Raw genomic sequence first — 15,684 nt, 5'->3', positions numbered from 1 at the left:
AGAAGGTCAGAACGAATCGGCCATTCGGGGTAACCGGGGCGCACCGGTCATGAGGTCCAGCACACGCGCCGCCGTCAGGTCGCCCTCGAGGAGGCCGGCGCGCCGCAGCATCGCCGTGTCGGCCGAGCCCGCGAACCACGGGCCGAGCGCGCGGGAGTGCAGCCGCACGGTGCCCTGACCACCGGGTTCGCAGCGGACCTTGCCGCCCTCGACGACCAGCCGGTGCCTGCCGGCCTGCCACGGCGCGTGCTCGTCGACCACCTCGATGTCGACGCTGGTGTCCGCGAGCCGCGCGGCGACCGGCCAGCCACGGGCGGCGACCGCGGCGGGCAGGTCGACGACCCGCAGCATCCACGGGTGGTTGCGCACGTCGTGCAGCACCGGCTGCGGCAGGACCAGCTGCCACCAGGCCGGGTCGTCGATCCGCAGCGAGATCTCCTCGATGATCCCGGCCCAGCGGGCGAGGTTCGCGAAGAGCGTCCGCAGCGTGCCGGCGTCGTCGGCGACGAGGTCGTGCACGATGAGCTTCTCGCCCTCCGGCCGCTCCCCGGTCAGGTAGCCGAGGACCGTGCCGTCGGGCCCGGGCACGATCTCCAGGATGTCCAGCTCGAAGATCCGGTCCACCTGGAAGGAGTCGGTGGCCCGGTCGAGCATGCCGTCGACCTCCCGCGCGAACCGCTGGTAGCAGTCGTCGAGCGCGGGGAAGTCGTCCTTGACGGCCCGGCGCATGACCTGCCGTTCCGTGGGCCTGGGCTGCATCGCGAAGTACTCGGGCCGCAGCGTGACGCGTTCGTAGTTGCCGGTCTGCTCCCAGCCGCGGCCGCGGTAGAGCGGCGGCACCGACGGGTACAGCGCCGAGATGCACTGCCCGCGGTCGCGCATCTCCGGCAGGATCGCGTCGATCAGCGCGTTCGCGACGCCGTGACCGCGCGCGCCGGGCGCGACGGCCACGTTCGCGACGCCGCCCATCGGCACCGCGGCGCCACCGAAGTACTGCCGGTAGTCGCGGACCTTCAGGGTGCCGACGATCCGGTCGTCGATCTCGGCGACCAGGCCGTGCCAGCCCTGTTGGGACGACCACCGGTGGCGGGCGTCCGGTTCGCGCGGGCCACCGAACGCCAGCCTCGACACCTCGTGGATCTGGTCGTCGTCGTCATCGCGCGGTGGCCGGACGATCACATGCGCTCCCTGTCAGTCCCAGTCGAAGAATCCCCGCCCAGTCTTCCGACCGAGTTCGCCGCGCGCCACCTTGTTTCTGAGCAGCTCCGGTGGCGTGAAGCGCGGACCCAGCTCACGGGTAAGGTGTTCGGCGATGGAGAGCCGCACGTCGAGGCCGACGAGGTCGGTGAGCCGCAGCGGTCCCATCGGCCAGCCGTAGCCCAGCCGCATCCCGGTGTCGATGTCCTCGGCGGACGCGACGCCCTCCTCGAGCATGCGGATCGCCTCGAGCCCGACCACCACACCGAGCCGCGAGGTCGCGAACCCGGGCGAGTCCCGGACCTCGATGACCGTCTTGCCCAGCGACTCACCCCACTCCCGGGCAGCTCTGATCCGGTCCGTGCTCAACCCGTCGTGCACGACCAGTTCCAGCAGCGTCTGCACGGGCACCGGGTTGAAGAAGTGCATGCCGATGACGTCGTCCCCCAGCTGCCGCACCGACAGCGACGAGGTGTTGGAGGCGAGCAGCGCGTCCGGGCAGGCGTTGCGGATGTCGGCGAGCACGCGCTGCTTGAGCGACACGTCCTCGGGCACGGCCTCGATGACCAGCTGGGTGTCGCGCGGCAGCCTGCGTATCGCCGGCACCACGTCGAGGCGGGCCAGCAGTTCGTCGGCGGTCCCGTCGAGCTTCCCGCGCTCCTCGGCCTTCCGCAGCGACTTCGCGACGGCGTGCCTGGCCGCGGCTGCCCGCTCGTCCCCGGCCTCGGCGACGGTGACCCGGTCCCCGGCGGCGAGCAGGACGTGCGCGATGCCCGCCCCCATCGTGCCGCCGCCGACGACCGCCGCGGAGCGCGTCACTCAACCACCTCGGCGGAGAACATCGCGACGAGGTCCATGCCCCCGATCTCGGTCAGGTTCGCGCCGGAGGCCTGCCACTCAGGCGAGGCGAAGGCGGCCTTCATGGCGTCCTTGGACTCGAAGTACAGCTCGGCGATCAGGTAGGGCTCGGAGCCCTCGAGGAAGTTGGGCACGAAGGTGCGGGTGACCCTGGCGATCTCCTGCCGGACCAGGCCGGGCACCTTGTCGATCAACGGCTTGTGCTGCTCGAAGTACGCCTTCTCGAACGCCTCGGGATCGGCGGGCTGCTTGTACAAGGCGACATACTTGATCATGTGACACTCCTCGCGTAGGCCAGCGGTTGGACTGTAATAGGTCCGGACGGGGCACGATAGCGCCGTGCGGATCATCCTGCTGCGCCACGCGGAGAGCCTCGGCAACGTCGACGAGCTGGCGTACACCAGAACCCCGGACCACGCCCTGCCACTGACCGTCCGGGGCGAGGTCCAGGCGAGGGCGGCGGGCCCGGCGGTCCGAGCGCTCATGCACGGCCCGGTCGCCGCGTACGTCAGCCCTTATGTGCGCGCCCAGCGCACCTTCGCCCTGCTGGACGTGACCGCCGAGCGCGTCGTCCCCGAGCCGAGACTCCGCGAACAGGACTGGGGCAACCTGCAGGACCCGGTCGAGCAGGAGCTGGAAAAGCAGCGCCGCCACGAGTTCGGCCACTTCTTCTACCGCCTCCCCCACGGCGAGTCAGGTGCCGACGTCGATGACCGCGTGGCGTCGTTCCTCAACGAGCTCGAGCTGCGCATCGCCAAGGACCCGGCCCACCCCGACACCGTGCTGGTGGTCTCCCACGGCCTGACCATGCGCCTCCTCTGCCGGCGCATGTTCTCGTGGAGCATCGACCTCTTCGAGTCCCTCTCGAACCCCGAGCACTGCGCCATCCGCCTCCTCGACCACGACGGCACCCGCTGGCACCTCAACGAACCGTTCGCCCAATGGCGAGACTCCCCAGACGGCACCAAACAACTCGACGACACCCGTCAGTGAGTTGTCCACAGCCCACCGGGTTGTCCACAGCCAAGATCGACAACCCGGGGTCTGTCGGTGGGTACCGGTAGACTGGCATGGCGGGTGGCCCCCGGGATCGGGTGGGGGTTGCCATCGCGCGCGCGAGCGGCGTGGGCCGACCCCGGCATGCCGGGCGCTGCGCGCCCGGCCCCGCGAAGCGGGGCGAAGCCCCATCACCCCGTGAGGGGTGCCTGCCATCCCGTCGACCTGGCGAAGCCCGATCGCGCCGGGTCAAGGGGCCCGGAAGCATGAAGCAACCCCGTGCCCAAGCCTCCCGGGCCCCTTGACGCGGTGTGATAGCCCTCCGGGAGGTCGACGGGATGGCAGGCACCACCACGGACACCAGTCCTTGCCAACCCAACCCCGTGCAAGACCCCCGCCATCCCGGAGACCAGCCCGTCCGGCGAGGACCCCCCGGAGGGAAAACCCAGGCAAGGCAAGACCCATCCGACTTTGACGGAACCCCCGGGGACCGCCCCGCATGTACTGGTCAAGTCAGCGGCTTGTTGCGCTACAGCAGCCCCCTCCTGGCAGCCGCCACCAGGCGGCCCGGCACCATGACTTTCCGGCCGTCCGACGTGATCACCTCCACCAGGTCAGGCGCCGCGGCCTTCCACTGCGCACGGCGGGACCTGGTGCGGCTGCGCGACTTCTTCCGCTTCGGGACGGCCATCAGTTGCCTCGCTTTCCGTAGCGGCGGTGGAACTTCTCGACCTGGCCCGCGCTGTCCACAATGCGCCGCCCGCCGGTCCAGAACGGGTGCGAGTCGGCGGTGACGTCGACGACGATCAGCGGGTAGCGGTTGCCGTCGGTCCATTCGACGTCCACTGTGGACGTCGCGGTCGAGCGGCTGAGGAACTGCTTGCCCGTCGACGCGTCCCGGAACACCACGGGGTGGTAGTCGGGGTGGATGGTCTTCTTCATGCCTTGTCCTCCAATGGTTCCCGCACGTGGAACGGGTCCTCGTAGCCGTTCCAGTCGGCGGCCAGTTCGTCGTCGGTCAGCAGTGCCTCGCGCAGCGTCGCGACCAGGTGGGCCGGGGACGCGTCGTGTGCGAGGATCGCGATCTCCTGCATCCGGTCGCCCCACCTCGGGTGCCAGTCCACGGCCGCCTTCGCGCGACGGTCCTCGTTCACGCGCTGCCACGCGGCGTCGTCGACGGCGGCGAGCCACGCGCCCGCGTGCCCGACCCGCAGACCGCCGCCCGCGGACTCCAACCACAGCGCGACGTCCGGTTGGGTCGCGACCCAGATCCGGCCGCGGGCGCGGACCACGCCCTCCAACAGCACGTCGATCGCCTCGTGCAGCCGGCCCGGGTGGAACGGGCGGCGTGCTTCGAAGACGGTCAGCGTCACGCCGCAGTCGGGGTCGAGCGGTGGGCTCCACCGCAGCAGCGGGGCGTGGGCGTCGGTCACCTCGCCGCGGCGGGCGTCGGCCGGGACGGCGTCGAGCAGGCGGCGCACCGACGACGCCCGCGGCGCCGCGGGCGCGAGCCGGTCCAGCACCGCGGCCGTGCGGGCGGCGGCCCAGCCGTCGGCGGCCTGCCCGGTCAGCACGATCGCGTCGGCGAACTCGACCTGGCCGACGGCGACCTGGGCGAGCGTGCGGTCGTCCTCCGGGGTGAGGCCGAGCGGCTCGTCGCCGGTCGCGGCGGTGAGCCAGTGCCCTTCGTCGACGACCGCGACGACGGCTTCGACGGTGGCGACGTCGGCGATCGTGACGTCGCCGACCAGCACGTTGTACAGGGCCCAGCAGACGGGTTCCGGCTCGACGCCCGGGTCGAGGTGCAGGACGATCCGCCGCACGTCCGGTTTGGCGGCGAGCGCGCGGAGCAGCGGGAGCGTGTCCAGGCGCAGCGTGCAGGAGACGCAGCCGTGCGCCAGCTCCAGCACGGTTCCGCGGGCGGCTCGTCAGCGGTGCGCACCGTGCGGCGGACGATGCCCTCCGCGAGCCCGCTGAGGTCGTGCCGCACGACGACCGTGCCCGGTTCCTCGCGGAGGAGCCGGCCTGCGACCCAGCCTGTCGCACCCCCGTCCAACCCCGTGACCAGCACCAACCGGGTGTCCCGCACGGCCAACCTCCCCACTATCGACAATCATTGTCATTACCGTACAGTGGAATACCTGAAGATGGAAATCGTTATCGGTACGTGGAGGTGTGGATGTCGGCGGTATGCCAGGTCACGGGCCGGGCGCCCAGCTTCGGCAAACAGGTGTCGCACTCGCACCGCCGAACGTCGCGGCAGTGGCGACCGAACCTGCAGCGGCGCAGGTACTGGCTGGCGAGTGAGCAGCGGTGGGTGCGGCTGCGGGTGTCCACGAAGGGGATGAAGGTGATCGACCGGCGCGGGATCGAGTCGGTGGTCGCCGAGCTACGCGCGAAGGGACAGCGAATCTAGATGGCACGCAACGAACTACGCCCGATCGTCAAGATGCGGTCGACGGCGGGCACCGGCTACACGTACGTCACGAGGAAGAACCGCCGCAACGACCCGGACCGCCTGGTGCTGCGGAAGTTCGACCCGGTGGCCCGCGCCCACGTCGAGTTCCGCGAGGAGCGTTGATGGCGAAGACGTCCAAGATCGTCAAGAACGATCGCAGGCGCGAGATCGTCGCCCGCTACGCCGAGCGGCGCGCGGAACTGAAGAAGGTCATCGCCGCCCCGACCTCGAGCGAGGCCGAACGCGAGGCGGCGGCCCGCGAACTGCGCCGCCAGCCCCGCGACGCGTCCGCGACCCGGATCCGCAACCGCGACACGGTGGACGGCAGGCCACGCGGGTATTTTCGCGCGTTCGGCCTGTCCCGCGTGCGGCTGCGGGAGATGGCCCACCGCGGCGAGTTGCCCGGCGTCAGCAAGTCGAGCTGGTGAGGCCGCGGCTGGGCGCGCCACGCAGGAAGCGGAACCTGCTGGCGCAAGAAGGAGTGCCGAGTGTGGACTGGAAGGACGCGGCACTGCTGCGGAAGTTCATCTCGGACCGGGGCAAGATCCGCGCGCGCCGGGTGACGGGGTTGACTCCGCAACAACAACGCCAGGTCGCGACCGCGATCAAGAACGCGCGGGAGATGGCGCTGCTGCCATACCCGGGCCGGGCACGCTGAGGTTGGCCTCCGGCCCCCTCGAACCACGCTACAGCAAGGCACCGACAAAAACGGGTGCCCACAACGGTTCTGTGGACAACCATGACCGCTGTGGACAACCGCCCGTCGGCCGACCGGGAATGTCGGTGCCCGCCGCTAAGCTGGATTCCGGGGGCCGGAGGCCGCCCACGTGCGCGACTGTGGACAACTCGCCGCGCGGCGACCGTCGATGTCGGTGCTTGGCGCTACGCTGGAAATCGGGGGCCGGAGGCCAGGCCGGTGTTCAAGACCGGAGGCCAGGCCGGTGTTCAAGACCGGAGACCAAGCCGGTGTTCAAGACCGGAGACCAAGCCGGTGTTCAAGACCGGAGACCAGACCGGTGTTCAGGGCCGGAGGCCAGACCGGCGATCAACACCGGCGATCAACACCGGCGATCAACACCGGAGACCAGACCGGCGATCAAGACCGGCGATCGAGGCCAGAGACCAGACCGGCGATCGATGGCGGAAGCCACGGCCGGCGACAAACTCGCGACCACGGCGGAGCCATAGCCGCGGGCTCCCTGTAGGGCGCCAAGCACTTGGTGGTGCGGGAGTCTCGCGGAGACTCGCCGCTGGATCGTTGTCTAGGGCGTGCTGGCATGCGGCGGGCGTTGCGGTCTGGCGCGTCTGTGTTTACGGGATCAGCAGTGTCTTTCCCACTGTTTGGCGGGCTTCTATGGCTTCGTGGGCTGCTACCGCCTTGTCCAGGGGGAAGGTTTGCCCTACCAGCGGGGTGATCGTGCCGTCCACCGTCTTGGTGAGCATTTCCTGTACTGCCGCTGGGCGGTCCACGCCCTTGCCGATGTCCAGGATCGATACCACTCGCACGTCGGGTCGGGCGGGTTCGGTGGTGGCGAAGTCGCCTGCTGAGGAACCGTACGCCAGGAAGCGGCCGCCTCGGTTCACCAGTTGGTAGGCCGTTGTGCCGATGTCGCCGCCTGCGCCGTCCAGCACCACGTCTACTGGGCCTGTCTCTTCCGGCCACTCTGGCTTTGTGTAGTCGACTGCTTCGTCGGCGCCCCATTCTCGGATGAAGTCCAGTTTGCGTTGGCCTCTTGCCGCACCTATCACTACCGCGCCCTGTGCTTTCAGCAAGGGGATCAGCAGTGTGCCCAGGCTGCCGCCCGCGCCTGTGATCAGCACTCGTTCGCCCGGTTGTACGTTCGCGGTTCTTAGTGTCCCTGTCACCATTGGGCCGTCGTGTAGCAGCGTCAGTGCCTCCGGGAGGCCCAGGCGGTCCGGGACCGGCACCACGTCGGACACGTGGACCGCCGCGCGTTCTGCGTAGCCGCCCGTGGGGGTCATGCCGCCGTTCTCGCCGGTGTACGCGAGCACGCGGCGGTCCAGCCACGACTCGTCCACGTTCGCGCCGATCTCGCGGATCGTGCCCGCCACGCCGTTGCCCGGCACGTACGGTGGCTCGACGCGGAACCACTCCTTGCCCCAGCCCGCACGGATCCGCGTGTCGACGAACAGCACGTCGACCGCTGCCACCTCGATCACGACCTGGTCGTCGGCCGGGACCGGGTCCGGTACCTCGCGGACGGCCAGCACTTCCGGGCCGCCGTGCCTCGTCACCTCTACTGCTCGCATGCGGCCCAGTCTTGGACCTCCAGCAAGGTCGAGGTCAAGCGATCAGGCCACCCCGGTACGCCACGAGCGCCGCCTGCACCCTGTTGACCGCGCCGATCTTGCCGAGCACCGCCGACACGTAGCCCTTGACCGTCGCCTCGGACAGGTGCAATGCGCTGCCGATCTCGGCGTTCGACAGCCCCTGGCCGATGAGCGCCACGACCTCGCGTTCCCGGTCGGACAGCGACGCCAGCAGCCTGCGGGCCGGCTCGGCCGCGCGCTCACCGTCCGCGACCGCCGACAGCACGCGGGCCGCGACCTTCGGGTCCAGCACCGCGCCGCCGCGGGCCAGATCACGGACAGCCTTGATCAGCACCGCCGGCTCGGTGTCCTTCAGCAGGAAGCCGTTCGCGCCGATGCGCAGCGCCTCCTGGACGTACTCGTCGACGTCGAAGGTGGTCAGCATGGCGACGACCGGTGGTTCCGGAAGCGCGCGGATCTTACGCAGCGCGACGATGCCGTCGGCCGACCGCATTCGGATGTCGAGCAGCACGACGTGCGGCCGGTGTTGCCGAACGAGGTCGGCGACGTGCACGCCGTCGTCACACTCGGCGACCACCTCGATGTCGCCGGCGCTGGTCAGAATTGTGCGTAGTCCTGAGCGGACGAGATCTTCGTCATCCGCGAGCAGCACCTTGATCACGAACGCCTCCCCGACAGTGGGCGGTCATGGCGGGTCTACTTGACAGTAATGATCGTACCCCGTTGCCGTAAGTGACCAGCGGTTATGCCGGTCGCATCGCGTCACGCAGCTTGACCTTGCCCCCGCTGCGCATCACGGCGTTGGCGTAGATCCGCCCTGCCAGCCACACCAGCAGCGGGATCAGCACGACGACGAGTCCGACCGAGACCACCGCCTCCCACACCGGCACGCCACCCATCGCGAGCCGCATCGGCATCAGCGTCGGCGCGAACACCGGGATGACCGACAGCACCTCCGCGAGCGTGTTGTCCGGTTCGGACGGCAGCACCGAGATGCCGATGACGTAGCCGACGATGACGAACATCAGCGCGGGCGTGGTCACCCCGCCGACGTCCTCCTGCCGGGACACCAGCGCCCCGAGCGCGGCGAACGCCAGCGAGTACATGACGAACCCGAGCAGGTACCAGACGATCAGCCACACGACCGTGCCGATGGCCGCGGAGACGGATATCGACAGCACGTCGAGCGCGAGCGCCGCGGCGATGCCACCACCGCCGACCACGACCATCTGCACCAGCCCGACGAACCCGATGCCGAGCACCTTGCCTGCCATCAGCTGCCACGGCCGGATGGTCGACAGCAGCAACTCGACCACGCGGCTGGACTTCTCCTCGACCACGCCCTGCGCCACCATCTGCCCGTTCAGCAGCAGCGACATGTAGATCAGGATGCCCGCGACGATGCCCAGCACGAGCTGCTCGGGCCGGTAGGGGTAGGGCTCCTCCAGCGGCTCCACGTCCACGGACGCACCCGCGACCGACGTCTGCACCTGCGCCGGATCACCACCGAGCTCGGTGATCTCCCGGTTGAGCGCGAGCTGCCCGGCGAGCACGTTGAGCGCGTTCTCGAGGTCGCCGTCGAGGTCCTTCTCGACCACGACCCGCAGTGGGCCGTCGACGCCGCCGACGATCAGCGCGTCGAGCGAGCCGTCCGCGACCTGCTTCCGGCCCTCCTCCTCGCTGACGACCGCCGTGTCGACGCTCTGCCCGATCCGCTCCGCCGTCGCCTTCAACGGCTCGGCCAGCGCCTGCGTCTCCTGGGTGACGCCGACCGTCTCGTCCGAGCCGCCGGACACCTTCATCACCACGGCGAAGCCGACGAGCAGCACCAGCGTCGCGACGGTCGTGATGATGAACGCCTTCGACCGCATCTTCGTGGTGACCTCGCGGCTCGCGACGAGCCGCACCGCCTCCCAGGGGCTGAACCGGACATCCGGAGTGGTCATGCCGTCACACCTGCCTTGGCCCGCGCGGCGTCCTGCGCCGTGTCCTCACTGGTCTCCTGCGTCACCACTTCCCGGTACAGCTCGGTCAGCGACGGCCGACGCCTGCTGAACTCGGTCACCGGACCGGTGGCCAGCGCAGCGTGCAGCACGACCTGGTCGTCCGCGCCGTCGGCGAGTTCCAGCACGGTGCGGGCACCGTCCTGCTCCCGCACCGTGACCCCCGGCAGACCGGACGCCCAGCCCGCCGTGGCGTTCGGGGCGACGACGACCAGTTCGACCGCACCACCGGACCGCAGCTCGTCGACCTCGCCGATCGCGACCATCTGTCCACTTCGGATGATGCCGACGCGGTGGCACAGCCGTTCCACGAGTTCCAGCTGGTGGCTGGAGAACACCACCGGGATGCCCTCGGCCGCCTTGTCCAGCAGGACGTTGCTCATCACGTCGACCGCGATCGGGTCGAGCCCGGAGAACGGTTCGTCCAGCACGAGGATGCCCGGGTTGTGCACCAGCGCGGCCGCGAGCTGCACGCGCTGCTGGTTGCCCAGGCTCAGGTTCTGGACGTCGTCGCCCCGCCGGTGCGCGACGCCGAGCCGCTCGGTCCACTCGTCCACGGAACGCCGGGCGGCCCCTGCCGAGAGGCCGTGCATCCGCGCGAGGTAGACCAGCTGCTCGCCGACCTTCATCTTCGGGTACAGCCCGCGTTCCTCGGGCATGTACCCGATGCGCCGTCGCGTCTCGAGCGTGATCCGCTCGCCGTTCCAGCGCACCTCGCCCGAGTCCGCGGCGAGCACGCCGAGCGCGATGCGCATGGTCGTCGTCTTGCCCGCGCCGTTGCTGCCGACGAAGCCGAACAGCTCACCTGCCCGGACGTCGAACGTCGTGTCGCGCAAGGCGACCACGTCGCCATAGCGTTTGGAGATGCGATCGATCTCCAGCCGTCCGTCACCCAACCCGGACCCCTCCCCACAAACCGCCGTCGGAGGAACCCTAGTACGGGACGTCAGTTCTGACGCAGCGAGCTGATGCTGAAATCCACCCCCTGATCGTCGCGGCACGCGGCGTGCCAGCCTGCCGAATTGGGCTGCTTTTCCCCGGCTGTCCCGCCGGCGTCACGGACGCGTCGCGCGGTCTCGTCGACGTCCGCCACCCGGAAGTACAGGTCAGGCGGACCGGCGTGGTCCACGAACACACCTCCCGGCGGGGCGGAATTCTCGATGTTCCACCCGTTCGGGTGCGAACCGGTCGATAACTCCCAGCCGAGCACCGCCTGATAACGCTCTTTCACCGCGTCGTCCGCGACCGGAACGACGTAGTAGAAAAGGTCGCCTTCCGCGCATTTGGGGCTGGTCTGCGCATATCCCTCCGCGGGCTGCCACAGTGCGAGCAGACCACCCTCGGCCACGCAGCTCCAGCCCGACGTCGACTGCACCGGGTCGGGCGCCTCCCCGCCCAGCTCACGCAGACGTGCCACGGCCGCTTTCACGTCCGGTACCTCGAAGTACAGGTCGGTACCCGGTTCGCCTTCGGTCAGTCCCCCGGCCGGCGAACTGCCCTGGATGTGGTTGTCGTCGGTGTAGTTCCAGCCGAACACGGCCGTGTAGAAGGCCTTGGCGCGCGCCAGGTCCGGCGTGCGGATCACGTAGTACACAGTTCTCCCTTCACTGGGTCCACTGGTGGAGCGCCAGGCGCCACTCGCCGTCCCGGTGCACGAGCACCGACGACACCGCGACCGACATCGGCCGCTCGTGCTGCTCGTGCATGACGGTCGCACGGTGGGTGAGCACCGCCGTCGAATCTCCCATGTGGACGATGTGCGGATCGGTCAGTTCGTACTTGTGGTAAACGGGGTGATCGGCCATCGCGGCGACGCACTCCGCCTTGGTGTACGTGTTGCCATCACCGGGAAAGATCAGCATCGCCTCGTCGGTCAGGTTCCTCTCGAAGAACTCGACGTTCCCCTCCGCTATCGCGTCGAGGAAGTCCCCCAGCCTGGCGAGCAGCATCCGTTCCAGTGAGTGCCGGGCGAAGCCCGCTAAAAGCCCCGCCCAGTTCGCTTTCTCCCAGCCGCCGTGCCGCACGACGACCCGCGTGCCACCACGTACGGCCTCGAAGCGCACCTCGACGTCGGTCCGTTCGGCGGGATCGACACCGGGTGGGCCATAGCTGAACGCGAGCCGCGGCCCCGGCTCCCATGCCGACACCCGTCCGATCTCGACGTCGCCCTGCATGAGCGCGCCGTTCTCGAAGCGCAGCTCGCCGTCCGCCGTGCCCCACAGCGAGCGGTCCGCCCGCCACCATGCGGCGATGTCCCTCGTGAACAGGTCGAACGCGGTGGCCGGGTCGACGTCCACCTCGACCGCCACGTTGGCCTCGGTCATTCCTGTTTCCTCTTCTTCGCGTAGTCGGAGAAGGCGTCGAGCTGTTCGGTCCAGAACGCCTCGACCTGGTCGAGCCAGGCGCGCAGCGCGGCGAACGGCTCCGCCCGCAGCTGGTAGACGCGCACCCGCGCGTCCTCGTCGAGTGCGCGGACCTCCACCAGCCGGGAGGCGCGCAGCACCCGTAAATGGCGGCTGATCGCCGGGAAGCTCATCCCCGCCGAGTCGGCCAGTTCACCGGCCCGTCTGGGGCCCCGCCGCAACTCGTCGACCACCTGCCGCCGGACAGGGTCGGCGAGGGCGACGAGCACCTCGTCCACTTCGGTTCGCACACTGACAACTATTAACGCGAGCGTTAAGCATGTCAAGCGTTTCGAACAAAGTTGTGGATAGCCGTCTGGATCAGCCGCAGCGGCGCGCCGCCGGCCGCCGACCGGCGGCGAACGCGGCGGGCGGCACCCCCATGAGGTGCCGGAACTCGCTGGTCATGTGCGACTGGTCGTAGTAACCCGCCGCCGCGGCCACGTCCGCCCAGCGCTCCCCGGACGCGGTCGCCAGCACCGTCCGCACCCGGTTGATCCGCGCGAAGTGCTTGGGCGACAGGCCTACGCCGTCGGCGAACAGCGCACGTAATCGCCGTTCGCTGACGTGCAGCCGCCGCGCCGTGGCCGCGACGCCCTCGTCCGCGAGCAGCTCGGCCGCCTCGGCCACCAGGTCGTCCGCCACGCTGCGCTTCGCGACCGCGGCCGCGAGTGCGCCGAGCGGGTCCTCGATGAGACCGTCGACGTCCAGGCCCGGCAGCGCGCGGACTTGGACGGCCCGGTCAGCGAGGTCGCGGACCGGCTGCCCGAGCAGGGCCTTCGCACGGCCCGGCCGCAGGCGCACCCGCACGCACGACGGTCCGGGATCGGCGACGTGGTACGCCGCGCGCGTCCTCGGCCCCAGCACGATCACCCGCCGCTCGTCGGGTGTGGTGCGCACGACGAGCGTGGTGGCGTGGTCGGGTAAGTCGACCGCGTCGGCGCCCGACGCGGCCGCCACGTCGATGCTCACCACCCACGGCCGGAGCTCGTCCGGCACCACAAGCGTTCCCATGCCGCCACGGTAGCCGCGACCACCGACAACGAGCTGTGCCGAAACTTCCTAGAGGACGGGGCGCGCGGACCGCGACAGTCGGCTCATGATCCTTGTCACCGGTGCCACCGGCACCATCGGCGGACACGTCGTCCGGCTGCTCGCCGACCGCGGCGTGCCCTTCCGCGCCATGTCCCGCAACCCCGTGGACCTGCCGAACGCCGTCCGCGCCGACTTCACCGACCCGGCCTCGCTCGCCGCCGCGGTCGCCGGCGTCGACGCCGTCTTCCTGGTCACGGTGCCACCCCTGCCGTCCGCCGAACACGACGTCGCGATGGTGGCCGCGGCCACGGCGGCGGGTGTGCGGAAGATCGTGAAGCTGTCGGCGATCGGCAGCGGCGAGCCCTTCGACGGCGCCACGGTGGGTGGGTGGCACGCCGAAGCGGAGGCGGCCATCGCGGCGAGCGGGCTCGCGTGGACCGTGCTGCGGCCGCCGAGCTTCGCGTCGAACTTCCTGCAGTACCAGGCCATGATCGCCGCCGGAGAGCCGATCCCCAACGTGTTCGGCGCGGCCCGCCAGCCGATCGTGGACCCCCGCGACGTGGCGGCGGTCGCGGTGGCAGCGCTGCTCGACAGCGCGCACGACGGCAGGCGCTACGACGTGACCGGGCCGGAACTGCTCACGTTCGACGAGCAGGCGGCCATCGTCGAACGCGTGCTCGGCAGGCCGGTGAAGACAGTCGATGTCGACCTTCATGCCCAGTTGGCCGCCGCGGGGATGCCGTCGGAGGCGATCACGCAGGTCAGCCTCGGTGCGAACTGGGCCGCGGCGGGTGGCGCGGAGTACGTGACGGAGCACGTCAGCCGCATACTCGGGCGGCCGGCCGGCACGTTCGAGCAGTGGGTGAGCGACCATCGAGGGGCATTCGAGACAATGCGGTGACGCAGCGCCCCCGGCTGCCGCTAGGCTGTCGGGGCAACGCCCTCGTAGCTCAGGGGATAGAGCACCGCTCTCCTAAAGCGGGTGTCGTAGGTTCGAATCCTACCGGGGGCACCATGCTCGACCTGCGTGAACAAGGCCCACGACCAGCGTGAACGCTGCCGTGGGCCGCTCTGTGTGGCGACCGGAGGCTGGGATGGCGGCAGGGCGGCCGGTGCCGACGCAGGACGACGTGCTCGGGTACTTCGACACGTTGTCGAACTGGGGGCGGTGGGGTGACGACGACGAGCGCGGCACGCTGAACCACGTCACCGACGACGTCCGGCTGGCGGCGGCGCGGGCCGTGCGGCACGGCAGGAGTGTGTCGTGTGCGTGGGAGGTCGCCGTACCGGGTGACATGGAGCGGGCGACGACGGTGTGCCCGCGTGCCGTCGAGATGCCGGGGGCCGAGAACATGCCATCCGCGTTCCACGCCGATCGGCGGTGGGGTTTCTCGAACGAGCGGCTCGGCATCATGTTCCACGGCAACACCGTCACCCACCTCGACTCGCCGTGCCACCTCTTCTGGGACGGCGTGACGTACAACGGGCGGTCGCACTCGTTGGTCGACGCCGCGACAGGATCGGGGTGGGCGGCGGTCACCGCGGCGGCGGACGGGATCGTCACGCGAGGTGTTCTGCTGGACGTCGCGGGGGTCCGGGACGTGCCGTGGTTGGAGCCCGGCGAGGGGGTGTTTCCCGAGGATCTCGAGGCGGCCGAGCGCAGGCAGGGTGTGCGGGTGCGGCCCGGCGACGCGGTGCTCCTGCGGACCGGCTACGGCCGTGCCCGCCACGAGACCGGTGCGGCCACCGGGTTCACGCAGTCCGGCTGGCACGCGGCGTGCCTGCCGTGGTTGCACGAACGGGACGTCGCGCTCATCGGTGCTGACACCCCTCAGGACGTGCAGCCCTCCGGCTACGACGACGTGCTGATGCCGGTGCACGCCGTGGGCCTCGTCGCGATGGGGTTGTGGCTGCTCGACAACTGCGACCTGGAGGCGTGCGCGGCGACCGCCGCCGAGCTCGGGCAGTGGGACTTCCAGCTCGCGGTCGCGCCGGTCCGGTTCGCCGGTACGTCCGGCAGTCCGGTCAACCCGATCGCCACGTTCTGAACGAGGCCCCGGCAAGCGCGCCGGGGCCGCTCGGTCAGCCTGCTCGTGCGCTCATCCGCTGGCGCATCGCGTGTTCCACCAACGTGATCAGCGTTTCCTTGGTGGACTCGCGATCGCGGGCGTCGCACGTCACGATCGGCACCGACTGCTCGATCGTCAGCGCGTCCCGGACGTCGTCGATGCGGTGGTGCAGCACGCGATCGAAGCAGTTCAGCGCCACGATGTACGGGAGCCCGCGGTCCTCGAAGAAGTCGATGGAAGCGAACGCGTCCGCCAGCCTGCGGGTGTCGACCAGCACCACCGCGCCGATCGCGCCGCGGACCAGGTCGTCCCACATGAACCAGAACCGGTGCTGACCCGGCGTACCGAACAGATACAGAATCAGATCGCTGTCC

General features: G+C 70.1%; 22 protein-coding genes and 1 tRNA gene. 8 read left to right on the top strand and 15 right to left on the bottom strand.

Annotated features, from left to right (window positions below; translation table 11 throughout):
* Positions 1-6: 6 nt before the first annotated feature.
* The 3 genes from ACYQ77_RS36645 to ACYQ77_RS36635 are packed head-to-tail and all read right to left on the bottom strand — an operon-like array spanning position 7 to position 2,330.
* On the bottom strand, positions 7-1,179 hold the full coding sequence (locus ACYQ77_RS36645; RefSeq protein ID WP_459720112.1) for a GNAT family N-acetyltransferase: 1,173 nt from the start codon (positions 1,177-1,179) through the stop codon (positions 7-9).
* A gap of 12 nt (positions 1,180-1,191) precedes the next feature.
* Complete coding sequence (locus tag ACYQ77_RS36640) at positions 1,192-2,016, bottom strand: 3-hydroxyacyl-CoA dehydrogenase family protein (RefSeq protein ID WP_459720109.1); 825 nt, start codon at positions 2,014-2,016, stop codon at positions 1,192-1,194.
* Positions 2,013-2,330, bottom strand: coding sequence for an EthD family reductase (locus ACYQ77_RS36635; RefSeq protein ID WP_459720107.1), 318 nt, complete (start codon positions 2,328-2,330; stop codon positions 2,013-2,015). The genes ACYQ77_RS36640 and ACYQ77_RS36635 overlap by 4 nt, the downstream gene beginning before the upstream one ends.
* Positions 2,331-2,394: 64 nt before the next feature.
* Here ACYQ77_RS36635 and ACYQ77_RS36630 point away from each other — a divergent pair, with 64 nt between their 5' ends.
* On the top strand, positions 2,395-3,048 hold the full coding sequence (locus tag ACYQ77_RS36630) for a histidine phosphatase family protein (protein WP_459720105.1): 654 nt from the start codon (positions 2,395-2,397) through the stop codon (positions 3,046-3,048).
* 532 nt (positions 3,049-3,580) lie between these two features.
* On the opposite strand, the gene rpmF is transcribed toward ACYQ77_RS36630, so the two are convergent.
* Genes rpmF through mrf form a run of 3 tightly spaced genes read right to left on the bottom strand, consistent with a single transcriptional unit; the run spans position 3,581 to position 4,961 of the window.
* Positions 3,581-3,742 (bottom strand): 50S ribosomal protein L32, encoded by a 162-nt coding sequence (gene rpmF, locus ACYQ77_RS36625; protein ID WP_459720103.1) that lies wholly within the window; start codon positions 3,740-3,742, stop codon positions 3,581-3,583.
* Positions 3,742-3,993 carry a type B 50S ribosomal protein L31 gene (locus ACYQ77_RS36620; protein WP_459720100.1) on the bottom strand — a complete coding sequence of 84 codons (252 nt, stop codon included), beginning with the start codon at positions 3,991-3,993 and terminating at the stop codon, positions 3,742-3,744. The genes rpmF and ACYQ77_RS36620 overlap by 1 nt, the downstream gene beginning before the upstream one ends.
* Positions 3,990-4,961, bottom strand: coding sequence for a ribosome hibernation factor-recruiting GTPase MRF (gene mrf, locus ACYQ77_RS36615; RefSeq protein ID WP_459720097.1), 972 nt, complete (start codon positions 4,959-4,961; stop codon positions 3,990-3,992). The genes ACYQ77_RS36620 and mrf overlap by 4 nt, the downstream gene beginning before the upstream one ends.
* 269 nt (positions 4,962-5,230) lie before the next feature.
* Here mrf and rpmB point away from each other — a divergent pair, with 269 nt between their 5' ends.
* From rpmB to rpsR, 4 genes are read left to right on the top strand one after another with little or no spacing between them, the layout of a single operon-like run.
* Positions 5,231-5,467: a 50S ribosomal protein L28 gene (gene rpmB, locus ACYQ77_RS36610; RefSeq protein WP_459720095.1), complete on the top strand. Its 237-nt coding sequence runs from the start codon at positions 5,231-5,233 to the stop codon at positions 5,465-5,467.
* On the top strand, positions 5,468-5,632 hold the full coding sequence (gene rpmG, locus ACYQ77_RS36605) for a 50S ribosomal protein L33 (RefSeq protein WP_459720093.1): 165 nt from the start codon (positions 5,468-5,470) through the stop codon (positions 5,630-5,632).
* On the top strand, positions 5,632-5,937 hold the full coding sequence (gene rpsN, locus ACYQ77_RS36600) for a 30S ribosomal protein S14 (RefSeq protein WP_459720090.1): 306 nt from the start codon (positions 5,632-5,634) through the stop codon (positions 5,935-5,937). Before rpmG ends, rpsN begins: the two co-directional genes overlap by 1 nt.
* The gene (gene rpsR / locus ACYQ77_RS36595) at positions 5,934-6,167 is read left to right on the top strand and encodes a 30S ribosomal protein S18 (RefSeq protein ID WP_459720087.1); all 234 of its coding nucleotides are present in this window, start codon (positions 5,934-5,936) and stop codon (positions 6,165-6,167) included. Before rpsN ends, rpsR begins: the two co-directional genes overlap by 4 nt.
* Before the next feature lie 653 nt (positions 6,168-6,820).
* Here rpsR and ACYQ77_RS36590 read toward each other — a convergent pair.
* From ACYQ77_RS36590 to ACYQ77_RS36555, 8 genes are all read right to left on the bottom strand, one after another.
* On the bottom strand, positions 6,821-7,780 hold the full coding sequence (locus tag ACYQ77_RS36590) for a zinc-binding dehydrogenase (protein WP_459720085.1): 960 nt from the start codon (positions 7,778-7,780) through the stop codon (positions 6,821-6,823).
* A 34-nt stretch (positions 7,781-7,814) separates the two neighbouring features.
* Positions 7,815-8,462 carry a response regulator gene (locus ACYQ77_RS36585; protein WP_396109327.1) on the bottom strand — a complete coding sequence of 216 codons (648 nt, stop codon included), beginning with the start codon at positions 8,460-8,462 and terminating at the stop codon, positions 7,815-7,817.
* Positions 8,463-8,544: 82 nt separating this feature from the next.
* Complete coding sequence (locus ACYQ77_RS36580; RefSeq protein WP_459720082.1) at positions 8,545-9,747, bottom strand: ABC transporter permease; 1,203 nt, start codon at positions 9,745-9,747, stop codon at positions 8,545-8,547.
* Positions 9,744-10,700, bottom strand: a complete 957-nt coding sequence (locus tag ACYQ77_RS36575; protein WP_459720079.1) for an ABC transporter ATP-binding protein — start codon at positions 10,698-10,700, stop codon at positions 9,744-9,746. Before ACYQ77_RS36575 ends, ACYQ77_RS36580 begins: the two co-directional genes overlap by 4 nt.
* A 50-nt stretch (positions 10,701-10,750) precedes the next feature.
* Positions 10,751-11,398 carry a VOC family protein gene (locus ACYQ77_RS36570; protein ID WP_459720076.1) on the bottom strand — a complete coding sequence of 216 codons (648 nt, stop codon included), beginning with the start codon at positions 11,396-11,398 and terminating at the stop codon, positions 10,751-10,753.
* A gap of 10 nt (positions 11,399-11,408) precedes the next feature.
* Positions 11,409-12,128, bottom strand: a complete 720-nt coding sequence (locus ACYQ77_RS36565; RefSeq protein ID WP_459720075.1) for a DUF4440 domain-containing protein — start codon at positions 12,126-12,128, stop codon at positions 11,409-11,411.
* The gene (locus ACYQ77_RS36560) at positions 12,125-12,457 is read right to left on the bottom strand and encodes an ArsR/SmtB family transcription factor (protein WP_459720072.1); all 333 of its coding nucleotides are present in this window, start codon (positions 12,455-12,457) and stop codon (positions 12,125-12,127) included. Before ACYQ77_RS36560 ends, ACYQ77_RS36565 begins: the two co-directional genes overlap by 4 nt.
* Positions 12,458-12,527: 70 nt before the next feature.
* Positions 12,528-13,220 (bottom strand): AraC family transcriptional regulator, encoded by a 693-nt coding sequence (locus ACYQ77_RS36555; protein ID WP_459720071.1) that lies wholly within the window; start codon positions 13,218-13,220, stop codon positions 12,528-12,530.
* A gap of 85 nt (positions 13,221-13,305) precedes the next feature.
* On the opposite strand from ACYQ77_RS36555, the gene ACYQ77_RS36550 reads away from it, so the two are divergent.
* The 3 genes from ACYQ77_RS36550 (at position 13,306) to ACYQ77_RS36540 (ending at position 15,289) form a co-directional block, all read left to right on the top strand.
* The gene (locus tag ACYQ77_RS36550; RefSeq protein WP_459720068.1) at positions 13,306-14,142 is read left to right on the top strand and encodes an NAD(P)H-binding protein; all 837 of its coding nucleotides are present in this window, start codon (positions 13,306-13,308) and stop codon (positions 14,140-14,142) included.
* 38 nt (positions 14,143-14,180) lie between these two features.
* A tRNA-Arg gene (locus ACYQ77_RS36545) sits at positions 14,181-14,256 on the top strand.
* A gap of 79 nt (positions 14,257-14,335) precedes the next feature.
* The gene (locus ACYQ77_RS36540; RefSeq protein ID WP_459720067.1) at positions 14,336-15,289 is read left to right on the top strand and encodes a cyclase family protein; all 954 of its coding nucleotides are present in this window, start codon (positions 14,336-14,338) and stop codon (positions 15,287-15,289) included.
* A 34-nt stretch (positions 15,290-15,323) separates the two neighbouring features.
* Here ACYQ77_RS36540 and ACYQ77_RS36535 read toward each other — a convergent pair.
* A partial coding sequence (locus tag ACYQ77_RS36535; protein WP_459720064.1) for a GTP-binding protein occupies positions 15,324-15,684 on the bottom strand: 361 nt, incomplete at its 5' end.

It is taken from the genome of Actinophytocola sp. KF-1 (genome assembly GCF_054661535.1).
Note: the sequence above shows the minus strand (reverse complement) of the source record. Positions and strands in the feature narration are given on the sequence as shown.